This window comes from Mesobacillus jeotgali (genome assembly GCF_031759225.1).
Classification (GTDB): domain Bacteria; phylum Bacillota; class Bacilli; order Bacillales; family Cytobacillaceae; genus Mesobacillus; species Mesobacillus jeotgali_B.
Genome location: NZ_CP134494.1, coordinates 2,166,828 through 2,179,543, shown reverse-complemented (window position 1 = coordinate 2,179,543; position 12,716 = coordinate 2,166,828). Strand labels below are relative to the sequence as shown.

The 12,716-nt window shown below is 40.3% G+C and carries 16 protein-coding genes and 1 pseudogene; 5 read left to right on the top strand and 12 right to left on the bottom strand.

Features of this window, described 5'->3' with window-relative positions; genetic code table 11:
• Nucleotides 1–4 precede the first annotated feature (4 nt).
• The gene (locus RH061_RS10915; RefSeq protein ID WP_311076024.1) at nt 5–463 is read left to right on the top strand and encodes a J domain-containing protein; all 459 of its coding nucleotides are present in this window, start codon (nt 5–7) and stop codon (nt 461–463) included.
• A 323-nt stretch (nt 464–786) separates the two neighbouring features.
• Here RH061_RS10915 and RH061_RS10910 read toward each other — a convergent pair whose 3' ends face one another.
• Nucleotides 787–1,569, bottom strand: a complete 783-nt coding sequence (locus tag RH061_RS10910; protein ID WP_311076022.1) for a manganese catalase family protein — start codon at nt 1,567–1,569, stop codon at nt 787–789.
• Between the two features lie 193 nt (nt 1,570–1,762).
• Between RH061_RS10910 and RH061_RS10905 the strand changes: the two genes are divergently transcribed.
• Together RH061_RS10905 and RH061_RS10900 are read left to right on the top strand one after the other, a co-directional pair.
• Nucleotides 1,763–1,930, top strand: a complete 168-nt coding sequence (locus tag RH061_RS10905; protein ID WP_311076020.1) for a hypothetical protein — start codon at nt 1,763–1,765, stop codon at nt 1,928–1,930.
• Nucleotides 1,931–1,945: 15 nt separating this feature from the next.
• A pseudogene (locus tag RH061_RS10900) lies at nt 1,946–2,275 on the top strand (redoxin domain-containing protein); the annotation flags it as partial.
• A gap of 41 nt (nt 2,276–2,316) precedes the next feature.
• Here the strand turns inward: RH061_RS10900 and RH061_RS10895 are convergent.
• The 4 genes from RH061_RS10895 to RH061_RS10880 form a co-directional block, all read right to left on the bottom strand.
• The gene (locus RH061_RS10895) at nt 2,317–2,802 is read right to left on the bottom strand and encodes an SRPBCC family protein (RefSeq protein ID WP_311076018.1); all 486 of its coding nucleotides are present in this window, start codon (nt 2,800–2,802) and stop codon (nt 2,317–2,319) included.
• Nucleotides 2,803–2,814: 12 nt separating this feature from the next.
• Nucleotides 2,815–3,177, bottom strand: a complete 363-nt coding sequence (locus RH061_RS10890) for a VOC family protein (RefSeq protein WP_311076017.1) — start codon at nt 3,175–3,177, stop codon at nt 2,815–2,817.
• 42 nt (nt 3,178–3,219) lie between these two features.
• Nucleotides 3,220–4,008, bottom strand: coding sequence for a helix-turn-helix domain-containing protein (locus RH061_RS10885; RefSeq protein WP_311076016.1), 789 nt, complete (start codon nt 4,006–4,008; stop codon nt 3,220–3,222).
• 157 nt (nt 4,009–4,165) lie between these two features.
• Complete coding sequence (locus RH061_RS10880; RefSeq protein ID WP_311076014.1) at nt 4,166–4,537, bottom strand: cyclic nucleotide-binding domain-containing protein; 372 nt, start codon at nt 4,535–4,537, stop codon at nt 4,166–4,168.
• Between RH061_RS10880 and RH061_RS23090 the strand changes: the two genes are divergently transcribed.
• Nucleotides 4,488–4,754, top strand: a complete 267-nt coding sequence (locus RH061_RS23090; RefSeq protein ID WP_396654874.1) for a Crp/Fnr family transcriptional regulator — start codon at nt 4,488–4,490, stop codon at nt 4,752–4,754. The genes RH061_RS10880 and RH061_RS23090 overlap by 50 nt on opposite strands.
• A 780-nt stretch (nt 4,755–5,534) precedes the next feature.
• Here RH061_RS23090 and RH061_RS10875 read toward each other — a convergent pair.
• The 6 genes from RH061_RS10875 to RH061_RS10850 form a co-directional block, all read right to left on the bottom strand.
• On the bottom strand, nt 5,535–5,930 hold the full coding sequence (locus RH061_RS10875; protein ID WP_311076012.1) for a hypothetical protein: 396 nt from the start codon (nt 5,928–5,930) through the stop codon (nt 5,535–5,537).
• 94 nt (nt 5,931–6,024) lie between these two features.
• On the bottom strand, nt 6,025–7,959 hold the full coding sequence (locus RH061_RS10870) for an ABC transporter permease (protein WP_311076010.1): 1,935 nt from the start codon (nt 7,957–7,959) through the stop codon (nt 6,025–6,027).
• A complete protein-coding gene (locus RH061_RS10865; RefSeq protein ID WP_311076009.1) occupies nt 7,949–8,713 on the bottom strand; it encodes an ABC transporter ATP-binding protein in 765 nt (254 codons plus the stop codon). Before RH061_RS10865 ends, RH061_RS10870 begins: the two co-directional genes overlap by 11 nt.
• A 259-nt stretch (nt 8,714–8,972) precedes the next feature.
• Nucleotides 8,973–9,968 carry a sensor histidine kinase gene (locus RH061_RS10860; RefSeq protein WP_311076007.1) on the bottom strand — a complete coding sequence of 332 codons (996 nt, stop codon included), beginning with the start codon at nt 9,966–9,968 and terminating at the stop codon, nt 8,973–8,975.
• Nucleotides 9,961–10,662: a response regulator transcription factor gene (locus tag RH061_RS10855; RefSeq protein ID WP_311076005.1), complete on the bottom strand. Its 702-nt coding sequence runs from the start codon at nt 10,660–10,662 to the stop codon at nt 9,961–9,963. Before RH061_RS10855 ends, RH061_RS10860 begins: the two co-directional genes overlap by 8 nt.
• A gap of 157 nt (nt 10,663–10,819) precedes the next feature.
• Nucleotides 10,820–11,029, bottom strand: coding sequence for a ChaB family protein (locus RH061_RS10850; RefSeq protein ID WP_311076003.1), 210 nt, complete (start codon nt 11,027–11,029; stop codon nt 10,820–10,822).
• 180 nt (nt 11,030–11,209) lie between these two features.
• Between RH061_RS10850 and RH061_RS10845 the strand changes: the two genes are divergently transcribed.
• Nucleotides 11,210–12,058, top strand: coding sequence for a DUF1206 domain-containing protein (locus RH061_RS10845; RefSeq protein ID WP_311076002.1), 849 nt, complete (start codon nt 11,210–11,212; stop codon nt 12,056–12,058).
• Nucleotides 12,059–12,200: 142 nt separating this feature from the next.
• Here the strand turns inward: RH061_RS10845 and RH061_RS10840 are convergent, their stop codons facing one another.
• Nucleotides 12,201–12,662: a hypothetical protein gene (locus tag RH061_RS10840; protein ID WP_311076000.1), complete on the bottom strand. Its 462-nt coding sequence runs from the start codon at nt 12,660–12,662 to the stop codon at nt 12,201–12,203.
• Nucleotides 12,663–12,716 lie beyond the last annotated feature (54 nt).

Genomic DNA, 12,716 nt, shown 5'->3' with positions numbered 1-12,716 from the left:
ATAGATGCTGACAATCAAAGAAGCTGCAGAACAATTAACTTCATATGGGATGGAAACGACAGAACAAGACGTTGAAACCTGGATTGAAACAGGTTTTTTAGAGTCTGAATCTGATAAAATAACCCCCGGTAATCTCACCGAATTCGTTATCAAGAAACATACTGATTTACTGGAACAGTCTCGTGACGCAAATAACAAACTGAACGAGCAGCTCGAGCTTTTAAATACAAGATTACATATTGAACAATCGAAGGTCCGTACATTGAAAAAAATGCTCAATGCCCATATAGAGGCATCGGTCGCGCCTACTTCCGAGTTAGAGGACTTGCTTGGCTTGAAACAGAATAGCAACAGTCAGGAACTCAAAAAAGAGTTAAAAAAACTCCTTAAGGCACTGCATCCCGACCGTGGCGGCGACGAAAGACTTTTTAAAGTTTTTAAAAACCATTATGAGAAATTGTGATACATGGACATATAATTTTTCATTGCTAAATAATATGTACTGCCGCCCATGATCAGACCATCGAATACACCGATGGCTGCGCTTGCTGGAACCCAAATAGTAGAGATATAGATTCCACCTATGTATGAGAACAGTCCGACATGGAATAGAAATCACCTATTTCATGCCGCCTTCCATAGTTATAATTCTAGGAAAACACGAACAAATCCTTTATTTATGGTTATTTCAACGGGCACATCGATTGGTACACTAGCAGAATAATTGAGATAATTGAAAACAAACAAAACCCTCCAAATCAACCGATTCAGAGGGCGGAATTACGATTATTCTTTCGGCTCGACCGGGCCTTCAAACACTTTTGCTTGTTTCGCAAAGCTAAATTCATTTTTGGCAAGTCCACCGAGTGATAAATCAAAATACATATTTACATGGTCGCCAGTCTGATGGGCTTTTTTGTTTTCCAATTCCTTAGCTCGCATGATCGCTTCTTCGAAAAGTGTCGCATGGGCTGCTTCACGATCAATCAAGAATTGGAACATCTCCCTTGCTCCCGGATCATCAACATGGCGGTATAACTCTTCATAAACTTTTTTCGCACGCAGTTCTGCTGCTAAATCTGATTGCAGATTGGCAACGAGATCGCCAACATTATTGATGAAATTACCTGTAAAAGGAGTTCCTGAAGAATCCACAAAATCCAGGCCGTGACCATCGAGAATCATGCTTTTCTGTACAGTAGAATTAAAGTTGAAGTGCATCATATTGTTGATATGGCTTTTGGCATCAGACAGAATATTCCCTTCCCCGGACATCTTCCTTTCATCGGCACCCATCTCTTCCATCTTTTGTTCTTTATCAGGGCCACCCATTAACTGAGTGATACACTCACCCACCATTTCGAGATGGGAAATCTCCTCTGTAGAAATATCCATTAGTAAATCGCGGATCGCCGGGTCAGGAGTGCTAAAGCTTTGGGCAAAATATTGAAGACAGGCTTTCAATTCACCGTTGGCACCCCCGAATTGTTCAAGTACTGCAGCTGCATGAGCTGGATTTGGGCTTTTAACTTGGACAGGGAACAATAATTCTTTTTTGTGGATGTACATTATTCAGCCTCCATCAATTGTATTTTTACACTTAGAATCATTCCCGAGTGGCGAGTGCATAAACGTCTATTTTCATAATTTTCAAAAAGGTACGGCCACAATTCTGTTACTCGAAACAAAAGCTTCATAAATGATATAATGAGGTTTCAATAAAAAACGTTATACTTATTAACATACATAAGGAGGTGCACCCATGAGGAAACTTATTATGATATTGATGATCGGTGCTTTTATTAGCGGTTGTTCCGAGGAAAAAACCGAATCAGAAGGTCTTTCCCTTCCGGATGAGAACAGTGAGGAAGTATCCTTTGAGAATATGGAAGAGCCTGCACTGGTTTTCTTTTTTACCGGAGTTGGTTGAGACTTTTGTAAATCGCAGCTGGTCGAGCTGCAAAACCGAAAAGAGTCATTCAGCCAGTTTCCAGGAAACATTTACGCAGTAAGCGCTTCATCTGTTAAGGAACATAAAGCGATGAAAGAAGAGTTGGGACTAGATTATCCAGTCATATCTGATGAGAAACTGAAATTGATCAAGAAGACAAACATGTTGGATCCGGAGTCTCCAATAGCAGTACGAGGCTTTGCTGTTATTGATAAAGACGGCACCGTCCTTCACTCCCAGCAAATCGATACATTCGGCGCAGAAGCAGAAGGAATCATCCCATATGCTGCTGATATTGCCAACGGAGAGAAACCTGGGGAGTAAAAAGAAAGCACCGCCCGAAAATTTCGGGTGGTGCTTCTTTTCTATTCCGGTTGGCAGCATAGATCCCCTTTCCCTGTTTCCAATGCATTTTTCAAGCTCTTTAAAACTCCTGACCAGGCCATTTCATGCCACGTAATGGCTTCTGTCCATTCCTCGCCATCTTTGAAGCCTGTGTGGCGTGTTGTCACCTTTGTAGAATTGTCTTCTAGCCTTACAAAATTCACCGAAATAATTGTCAATTTTTCTTCTTCGTTCATCAGTGAACTGAACTGATCAGGTGCTTTCCATTCAAACACTAAGTCTTTAAAAGGCTCCAGCTTCAGTACCTTGCACCCCATCGTATTCATTCCCGTTCTATTGCCTGGAATAAAATACAGCTCATACGCTCCGCCAACTTTAGCTTCAATATTAGTTTCCGGCGCAAACCACAGGGCAACCCGGTCAGGAATTGTCCAGGCGTGCCAAATTAGTTCAACAGGCGCATTGATTATAATTTCTTGTTTCACTTCTGCCAATGTATCATCCATAACCTTGACCCCCTATTGATAATTAGAAAACTCCACGAGCTCCAGCTGATTGCCGAATGGATCCTCAATCATATTGTATCTTCCTGGCGGGCACGGCCTGGATTCATCAAATAATATCTTTGCACCCTTTTCACGCAGAAGCTTAACATCCTCATCAAGGTTTTCAGATAGTAGGCCTAACAGGACCCTCTGACCTCCAGAACCAGTATCTCCCTCACTCTTCTCGAGCACAATCGGGATTTCATTATGTACCAATGAAACTATATTTTCCCCATAGTGCTTTGATACTTCGAAATCCAGTACCTTAGTGTAAAATTTTAGGGCTTCCTCCATGTCTGCAACTTTAATCGTCAAAACACATACTTTATTCAACATTGTACTCACTCCTTTTTCATAAATTTAACATAATGTAATGGGTTATTTTTCTTCTAGTTTGCTATCTTTTTTAAATAAGAGACTCGGCAAATTGACTAATATAGGAGGATCATAAGGCATTGGCTCCCTCAATTTCACCTTTACTTCAACCCAACTGCCGCTGTAGATTTCAATAACCCCTTCAGCCTTTCCTCGTAAACTTTTAGACAGCAGAAAGTAGTCCCGGGGATTCGCGCTCCAAGGAATCGCTGCAGCCAAAACGTAATATGTACCGGTTGGGACTCTATTAAAAGTGAACTCTCGATGTGCCGGCCTCAAAGCTGTGCCTGCAATAGGTGCTTGGTCGGGAATTGGACGGGGAAATAACCCCACAAAAATAAGGCCCTTAAAGTCCTCGGGAGCTTCTATCCTGCAATGAACAGCAGGAAGGTTTACCTTTTCAGGAATTGCAATCTGCCTTTCATCTAGCTCATTCATCAACTGATGAAGCTTAATGGCATGTTTTTGAAATTGCTTGGGTGACTGACCAACAAATTGCTTGAATTTTGAACTGAAAGTACCCAAACTATGAAAGCCAATATCAAGCAATGTTTTAAGAATGGAGTTTGAGGAAGATCTGATCAGCATCTCCTTTCCAGCTTCTATTCTTAATGCTGAGAGATAATACCTTGGTGATACACCAGTGACTTCCTTGAACACCCGGGAAAAGTGATATGGACTGTACCCTGCTATCGCTGCCAGTTGATCCGAAGTGAGCTCTTCATCGATGTTTTCTTTCATGTATTCTATTGTTTTTGAAACTGCTTTGATATGTTCAATTGTATGTTCCATTTTTAATACCGTTATCCCTATTAGAAAATTAGTAACCTAATAATCTATTCGCTTATCGTCATATAGAATCCTTTTAAAAACCTACTAAAAAATCCCAACTCTTTATCAGAGTTGAGATTTTAATTCATCCTTCGTAACTCCACCAACGCCCCAGTATTTATTGAATAATCTTGTTCACAGTAATACGGGACGTGCCAATATATTTAGAAAAAGCCGTCTGGTTCATCGAGGCATTCCCGTTCTCCTGAACAAGCTTGAGCAGATAAAACGCCATTTGCTGCTCCACAGGACTGTCCAGATGTGCAATGATTTCAGCAAGCGTCCTGAATTTATAGATCAATGAATCCGTATAAATACCCGCCGCCTCAGGATGGTTCTTGCAAATCGCCGCAATGACATCATCGGAAAAGTAGTAAACCAGCGAGGGACAAGTCGTCGTTCCGCTCGTCAAATGATGATATGCAAGTTCTTCGTTATCAATGGGAGCCGTATTTGTCGTATGGGCAGCTGTTGAGTTTGAGAAGAACAAGGTTGTTTATCTGCAGGGGGAGGCTGGAAGGGGAATCTATTATTTGAAAAAGGGTGAAATCAAGGTTACTCTTCTGTCGGACAAGGGAGATGAGCGAATCATCAACATGGTTCCGCCTGGTATGCTGTTTGGTGAACATGGTGTCCATGGGAAGCCTCCTCCCCCTAAATTGGCGACTTTTCTAATAATTATGATAATTATACCATTTAGGAGGTGATTAGAGGGTAAAAAAGAGATTTGATCGTTTTTTTCTATCGGAGGGAAAGTGGGGCGATCCTATAGAGCTATCTGATTATCTATTAAAAAGGGTTTTCACCATTTCATCCCTTTGGTGCTTCCGAAATGTCCATTAAATCGGGTTTCTTAGACATTTCACTGCTTCCACGCTTCCAAAATGTCTATTAAATGGAGTTTCTTAGACATTTTACTCCTTCAACTCTTCCGAAATGTCTATTAAATGGAGTTTCTTAGACATTTTACTCTTTCATCGCTTCCGAAATGTCTATTAAATGGAGTTTCTTAGACATTTTACTCCTTCAACTCTTCCGAAATGTCTATTAAATGGAGTTTCTTAGACATTTTACTCTTTCATCGCTTCCGAAATGTCTATTAAATGGGGTTTCTTAGACATTTTACTCTCTCATCTCTTCCGAAATGTCTATTAAATAGGATTTCTTAGACATTTTACTCTTTCATCGCTTCCAAAATGTCTATTAAATGGGGTTTCTTAGACATTTTACTCTCTCATCTCTTCCGAAATGTCTATTAAAAGAGGTTTCTTAGACATTTTACTTCTTCAACGCTTACGAAATGTCTAATAAAATCGATGAAGGGAGCAAATCTTATGGTTGGGCCAATCTATAATGGGGCGTATCCTTTTGGTTAGAATTAATCTGAAGAATATCTATAGTGATACTCGTGAAGGAAACTAGAGGTAGTAACAAACTGGTCAAGCTTGCAGTCCACTGGTAAGCTTGGCAGCAAAAAGAAGGATAGATTACGATTCCAAAGTTCTTTTCATAACCTCAAGCTCTCTCTCATTTCGCACTGCCTTTTCCCAGATGAAGTCCTGGTCTTTCTCCAATCTTTTCAGTTGATGTAATACTTCTTGGTGCCTTAATTCATTTTTTGTTTCCATCTTGTCCATTCTCAACTCAATAGATTCAAACTTTTGTCCATGTTCCTTTTGAACAGTTTGCATTTCCTTCATATCCGTTTGCATTTCCTTCATATCCGTTTGCATTTCCTTCATATTCGTTTGCATTTCCTTCATATCCGTTTGCATTTCCTTCATGTCCTTTTGCATATCACTCATGCTGTTATGCAGGTTACCGACCATGGTGATCAGCTGCGACATCATTCCTTCTAATCGTTCGAGTCTTTCCTCTGTCATTTTTACTCACCTCCTTTTCCACATTATAAAATAAATCTGTCGATTAGGGTAGAAAAATAAACCGCCTTCCCCTTTCGAAAGCGGCTCTAATGTCCTACTGTATCAACTGCGTCAACATCTTTTTCCTTGCATAAAAGAAGGATCCCACCTGGATGATCACATAAATTCCGCCAATTTGCAGGAAGTGCATCAAAATATCAGGGTTCTGCATGATTCCTCCGACATCTGTTGACATAATTGCCAGGTACAAAAAGGCCAGCGTCGTTCCTAAAATGGTTGGCACGAAAAAGATCGTCGCTAGTTCCCTTGTTACGTTTTCAGTAATTTCATTTGTTGACATCCCAATTTTATTTAGTTTCCGATACTTCAATTTTTCAGTATCCATTTCGGAGAATAGATTTATATATAGCAATACAAAGGTGGCGAAAAAGAACATGATGCTCAAAAATGTCGTTACATAGAACATCATTCCATTGGTAGCTTTGTTTTGATGGTAGTCGCCAATTTTAGAGGCAACCCGAAACAACTCGGATTCTTCGGAATGCTCCAGATCAGGGTAATCCATAGGTGGTGTTGACTGATTGTTAATGATGAATTGTTCTTTTAACGCAGCAACCGAACTTTCACTTTCTTTCCAGTCATCCACATTTATTAAATTGAAGTTTAGTTCGTACCCTTCCGCTCCATTCCGCAAATCTTCAAAATCGGCTTGATTTACGACAATAAATTCATATGCATTTGGCAGCAAATTGATCGTTCTTTCAATCACTTGATCTTTCAATGTATAGGATACAACATTATTATTTATGGTTAATTTAATGGATTTAGCAGGATCCGCATGAGCATATTCTGGTTCCGAGTTTAAATAAAACAGGTACTCATTTTTCCCCAGCTGTACCTTACTCGAAGTCAATCGATTAAAATCATCTAATGACAAGAAGTCATATGTTAAATATCCCTCGACATATTCAAGTTTTTCATAATAATTCAAGATCGGGATTTCAAGATGTCCTTTTTTATCTAATAAACCGTTTAGCTCGACGTCTGATATCGTATTTTTCGTTTCTGTCTGGTAAAAAGCAACATCATATGGGTTATTTTCAACCGCATCCTTTTCCGATGCCTTGTAAAACGTCAATAATAAGGTGCTATAAAAGATCGTAATCATGATCATTACTGTCACAAGCATAATGATTGAAGTTAGCTGCTTGAACTTGTAATCCAGGCTGCTTAGGAACAGCAATCTGCGATAATAGAAGCCTGGAAATTTTTTAGCGAGGCTGATCAGGAAACTGGCAGACTGGTTAAGTGAAATATATAGGCCCAGGAACATCGCCAATGTCCAAAGCGGCAGGAATGAGCCAGATGAGTCCTCATAAGTTAAATACAGATTCAGCAGTGAACCAGACATTAGCAGCAGCCCGAAGCCGCCAATCAACGGACTTCTCATCTTCAATGTCTCCGCAAACCTGTTGCTTTTCATGCTTAAGATCAGGCTGCTTCTTAGCGTCTGGAACAGTGATTTACCGACTGCCAGCAAAAATACGGCTAGAAAGGCACCTATTGTGAACAAAAACATTTTGCCAGAGAAATGAAACGGAACTTCCTTCAGTTCAATCATGTTCATTAACAGCATGAAAAATAGTCTTGAGAATACGGCTCCAGCAAGAATGCCTGAGAGAATGGACAGAATGCCAATCACCCCATTTTCCAAAACCAGCAATTTAGCAATGTCTCTTTTTGACATGCCCAGAGTCATGAACAGCCCAAACTCACTTCTTCTCTGTTTGATAAAAACACTGTGCGCATAACTGATGAAGAAAACCGTAAAGATGATCAGCGCAGCACCAGGTATCGAAAGTGCATCCTGAAGGCTCTCCAGCTTCTTCCCTTGCTCAACCCTGCTGTTAAAATAAAGTGTCGAAAACATAAAGAAGAACATCACCGCAAAGCTATTGCAAAGGTAATAAAAGATATACTTTTTATAATTCACTTTCGCCATCTTCCAGACAATTTGGTTAAATGTCATAGGTTCTTCCTCCAAGGACGGCCAAGTGATCCATGATCCGGTCCAGGAACTCCTTCCTGTTCCCTTTTTTCACGATACTTGAATGAATCTTTCCGTCTTTGATAAAAACAACCTTCTGACAGTAACTTGCTGCGAAAACATCATGCGTGACAAGGAGGACTGTTGTATTTAATTCAGCAACGATTTTTTCAAAGCACTCCATGATGATGGCCGAAGCTTTAGAATCCAGATTCCCGGTTGGTTCATCAGCGAATTTGATAGCAGGATCATTTACAAGAGCGCGGCTGACTGAGGTCCGCTGCTGCTGGCCGCCTGATATGTTATAAGGATACTTTTCCAGGGTAGCTTGAATTTCAAATAGTTGAGCCAGTTCCTGTACTTTTGTTTCCATATCGGTTGCCGGCTTCTTTTCAAGCACCATTGGCAGCATGATATTTTCTTTAACTGTCAAGCTGTCCAAAAGGTTGAATTCCTGAAATACAAAACCAAGCTGGCGGCGGCGGAACAGGGCTAGCTCATTCCCTGACATTTCGCTTATTTCCTGGCTGGCAATTGACACGTCCCCGGAAGTAGGCTGATCAATGCCGCTTAGAATGTTCAGCAAAGTAGTCTTCCCACTGCCAGAAGGACCCATTATCGCAACAAATTCCCCTTCTTTAACCGAAAGGCTGACCCCATCCAAAGCAGTCGTGGAACCCTCTCCACTATATCCCCCATACACTTTCACTATATTATTTGCCTCTAAAATAGCCATTATTTTCCCCCTTTTATAACCTTTCCTAGATAGAACCGGACTCTGAGATTCATCGGATTTTTTCAGTAACAGGTTTTTGACCTTGTCACTGTACTCCACATAAACCTCTTGGAAATGTTTGCTGTAGTGTTCGTTCATTCAAGAGAACTTTGCGGCAAACCAGCCATCAGATTGCCTAGCACCATAACAACATCCTACTGTTTTCGTGATCAGGCAGCCATCGATGATGCTAAAAAAAACCTTACACTTTTGTAAGGTATCAATCACTTTTACCGGCTAGCCACTTGATTTGGACTGTCGTTCCTTGCCCGGGTTTGGATTGGATTTCAATCTGAGCTCCAAGTTTGTTCGCTATTTTTTTGCTCAAGTAAAGTCCGATCCCAGTTGAGTTTGGAAATTTACGTCCATTTTCACCTGTAAAAAATGGCTGGAACACTCGCTCAAGATCATAATCTGGCATTCCGATTCCTTGATCAACAATACATAAACAAATGTGTTCGGCTTTTCTCTCAATCTGAAAAACCAGCTTTTTATTTCCTGCCTTCTCCCCAGAGTACTTAATGGCATTGGAGATAATCTGGTCAATTAAAATCTCATTCCACTTTGGATCTGTGACTATGATGGCTTGTTCTTCATCAAAGTCTATTAAAGGGAAAATGGATTGATAGATCCACTCTCTTTTTCGGGCGTTGATCAGCTTCCTCAATGTGGAGAGCAAATCAACCGCCTTAAGTTCAAAGTCATTTTCAAAGCTGTCCATCCTGATCATCGTCAACCCTTGCTCTATTGAAGCATGCAGCCGTTTGTTTTCCTGTTGAATTTTTTCCAATGCCTCTGTCTTTTCTTCATTATTGATAATCAACTCTATCACGGAAACAGGGGTCTTTAAATGGTGCAGCCAGTGAGACAGAAAATAGAGTCTCTCTTTATTTTGCTCTTTTAATTCAGTGTATTTTTGGGACTGTTCGCCAACTGTCTTAGACAATAATTCCTTAAAATTCTTCTGTTCCTCGGTATTAGCTTGGACCTCGGCGTCCTGATTCCTTAACTGTTGTGCAACTGCGGAGTTCGCTGGGTAATATCGCAGCCAATCAATCACTAAATAAACCAGCAGCAAAAAAAGCCCTATCGATACCGGGTAAAAAAATTCCGTATCCGCCGGTACATTAAGGTAGAAAAACAGCAGGATACTGGCCAAATTCAATATGTAAATCAAAATAAGAAGCATTCGGTCTTTTAAAAAAGCTTTAATCATTTCTGCCACCCGAAGGATCCTGAAGCATGTATCCTACACCTCTTTTGCTTTTGATTAAACCCTTCAAACCAAGCTCTGACAGACTTTGTTTAATTCTCGTCATATTCACCGTAAGTGTATTATCATCCACGAACGTAACAGAATCCCATACTTCTTCAATCAGCTCTTCCCTTGTGACAAAAGATCCCTTGTTTTCTATCAATTTTTTCAGCAGTTTAAAAACATTTTTGGAAAGCTCGACCCTCTTTCCTTTGTATTCAAGGCTCATTGTTTTTTCATCCAGGCATAAGGAACCGACACAGATGTTTTTATCACCCTTCACCGCATATTCTCCGTAGACTCTCCGCAATGTTGCTTTGACTTTGGAATGCAGCATCTCAAAAGTGAACGGCTTCGTGATAAAATCATCAGCACCCAGTTCAATGGCCAAGATCTGGTCCATTTCCTGGCTTCGTGCAGAAATCATCAGAATCGGCACAGTGGATTTCTGCCGGAAACTTCTGCACAGATAATAGCCGTCATAATATGGAAGGTTAATGTCCAGCAAGACAAGATCTGGATTGATTGTTAAAAACTCTTCTTCTATATTGGTAAAATGCTCTGGCAAAATTACATCATATCCATAGCGCTCTAGATTTTCTTTGATCAGCGCAGAAAGCTGGTGATCATCTTCAATTAGCATGATTTTGTACATTTATATATCTCCCCTAAATCTCTCTGACTCTAGTATAAGTTTTACAGAAGATAAAAACAGTAAGAATTTCCAATTCCTTTAGTAGGACCATATAAAAAGCCGCCTCCACAAATGGATAGCGGCTATTATCATATTGTATTTTTTTAACCCATCATGTTTACTCATCTTCTTCTTTCTTTACCCATTCATCATCCTCATTCTTTTCATACTCATTTTTCACCGCGCTCCATGCCACCTTGAAGGCTGTTTCTTCTTCATCGTATTGCTCTGAGGCTGAATTGAATGCCTCTTTGAAAATTTCCTGGGCATGATGTGGCAGGTTATCCTTTACTGCATCTGGCAGGTCTTTTAAAGAATTATATGGCATATTGCTAACCTCCTATAGTGAAAAGCTATCTTTTATTTTTCCCGCAATGGAGAGTGTTGAAACCATTCTGTTTGGACAGGTACACAACAAGGTTATCAGTCTAGATACGGCCAGTGGTTTCTTTTTTAGGTAAAAGGGGAACATCCTATTAAAGAGAATCATAGAGGAAGTGTACAAACCATGAATTCACAATCAACGATAGAAGTCAGAAATAAATTGAGGGAAGCTAAACCGTGGGTAAGGCGGTTTGCTCGTTTTGGCTACATTGCCAAAGGCCTTGTTTACGGTATGGTTGGAGTGCTCGCAGCCTTAGCTGCATTCGGACCTAGCGGTGATACGACCGGAACATCAGGAGCTCTTCAATCACTCGCCACATTGCCCTTCGGTGAAATTGCCTTGTGGTTCATCGGCATTGGGCTAATCGGTTATATTCTTTGGGATTTTATAAAAGCAATTAAGGATCCTGAAGATGAAGGGACAGATGCCAAGGGATTGGTTAAAAGAGCAGGCTATTTCATCAGCGCGCTGATTTATAGTAATTTAGCTTTCGGAGCGATTAAATTAGCCAGCAACACCGGTTCAGCAGGTGGCGATAATTCAGAGAAAACGATTTCGGCCAAGTTGATGGAGCAGCCATTCGGAGTTTGGCTGGTCGGAATAGTAGGCGGAGTTATAATTGGATATGGTGTTTATGAACTTTATAAAGGTGCAAAAGAAAAGTTCATGACACAATTCAAGACGTATGAAATGAATGATAAAGAACGCAAAATAACCCGCATTTCCGGAAAAATCGGGCTCATTTCCAGGGGCATCGTTTTAAGTATGGTTGGGTTCTTCTTCATTCGCACTGCATACACACATAACCCAAACGAGTCAAAAGGGCTGGGCGGTGCATTAACAGAACTGGCAAACCAGCCATTTGGCCAATTTTTATTAGCGATCATGGCAGCCGGCCTGATCTTATACGGCATCTACCAAATTATCAAAGGCCGCTACCAACAGATGAATTTTGGGTATAAAGGAAAATAAATAGCCTATAAGGGAAGCTATTACGAGTTTTTCTATCGTAATAGCTTTTTTGTCGTACTTATTCCCAAGCCAACGTTAATGTATTCATTCTTCATTATTGTAAAAAGGCTGCCTGTAACTTCTTAATTAAAGCAACGTGCGTTCACTCACCTTTTAACTTAATTTTTTCCTCTTTACCATTCCACTTAATGATTACTTCAAATATAGTATCCTTATTATCGAGTGGTTTATAATTAGAGTCTTTAGGAATATGGCTGGTGCCTTCACTGGAACTCGATGATGTGAAGACTTCATCAACAGCAATCGGCTCTCCTTCTAATACTTCTCGAACTGAGCTGCCATAATCATATGAGTATTCCACTGTGCGCCCTAAATCCAGTTCATTGCCAATATACTGCAGCTTTAAAGTATGGTTTCGTTCATATTTCATTTCATAATGGTTTTCGAATTTGTCATGATCTCTGTATTCGACCTTGCCTTTCTGGATCAGTACAGCGGACCAGTGATCACTTTTACCTTTAAACACCTGATAGTAATCCCTTGTAATCGTGCAGCCAGTCAAGACAAATATAAAAATGAAAACCAGTAAAGCTACTCTTTTCATCCATTGCCCCCTTTTAAGATAGTTTTTAGTCATCCTCTTTATTTAAGAGTACTT

What these genes read in the sequence shown, in the direction of transcription:
- RH061_RS10905 (WP_311076020.1), top strand. Translation starts at nt 1,763, where the DNA reads ATGAGGAAACTTATTATGATATTGATGATCGGTGCTTTTATTAGCGGT.
- RH061_RS10870 (WP_311076010.1), bottom strand. Translation starts at nt 7,959, where the DNA reads ATGACATTTAACCAAATTGTCTGGAAGATGGCGAAAGTGAATTATAAA.
- RH061_RS10915 (WP_311076024.1), top strand. Translation starts at nt 5, where the DNA reads ATGCTGACAATCAAAGAAGCTGCAGAACAATTAACTTCATATGGGATG.
- RH061_RS10885 (WP_311076016.1), bottom strand. Translation starts at nt 4,008, where the DNA reads ATGGAACATACAATTGAACATATCAAAGCAGTTTCAAAAACAATAGAA.
- RH061_RS10895 (WP_311076018.1), bottom strand. Translation starts at nt 2,802, where the DNA reads ATGGATGATACATTGGCAGAAGTGAAACAAGAAATTATAATCAATGCG.
- RH061_RS10840 (WP_311076000.1), bottom strand. Translation starts at nt 12,662, where the DNA reads ATGAAAAGAGTAGCTTTACTGGTTTTCATTTTTATATTTGTCTTGACT.
- RH061_RS10865 (WP_311076009.1), bottom strand. Translation starts at nt 8,713, where the DNA reads ATGGCTATTTTAGAGGCAAATAATATAGTGAAAGTGTATGGGGGATAT.
- RH061_RS10860 (WP_311076007.1), bottom strand. Translation starts at nt 9,968, where the DNA reads ATGATTAAAGCTTTTTTAAAAGACCGAATGCTTCTTATTTTGATTTAC.
- RH061_RS10875 (WP_311076012.1), bottom strand. Translation starts at nt 5,930, where the DNA reads ATGACAGAGGAAAGACTCGAACGATTAGAAGGAATGATGTCGCAGCTG.
- RH061_RS23090 (WP_396654874.1), top strand. Translation starts at nt 4,488, where the DNA reads ATGGGAGCCGTATTTGTCGTATGGGCAGCTGTTGAGTTTGAGAAGAAC.
- RH061_RS10845 (WP_311076002.1), top strand. Translation starts at nt 11,210, where the DNA reads ATGAATTCACAATCAACGATAGAAGTCAGAAATAAATTGAGGGAAGCT.
- RH061_RS10910 (WP_311076022.1), bottom strand. Translation starts at nt 1,569, where the DNA reads ATGTACATCCACAAAAAAGAATTATTGTTCCCTGTCCAAGTTAAAAGC.
- RH061_RS10850 (WP_311076003.1), bottom strand. Translation starts at nt 11,029, where the DNA reads ATGCCATATAATTCTTTAAAAGACCTGCCAGATGCAGTAAAGGATAAC.
- RH061_RS10855 (WP_311076005.1), bottom strand. Translation starts at nt 10,662, where the DNA reads ATGTACAAAATCATGCTAATTGAAGATGATCACCAGCTTTCTGCGCTG.
- RH061_RS10890 (WP_311076017.1), bottom strand. Translation starts at nt 3,177, where the DNA reads ATGTTGAATAAAGTATGTGTTTTGACGATTAAAGTTGCAGACATGGAG.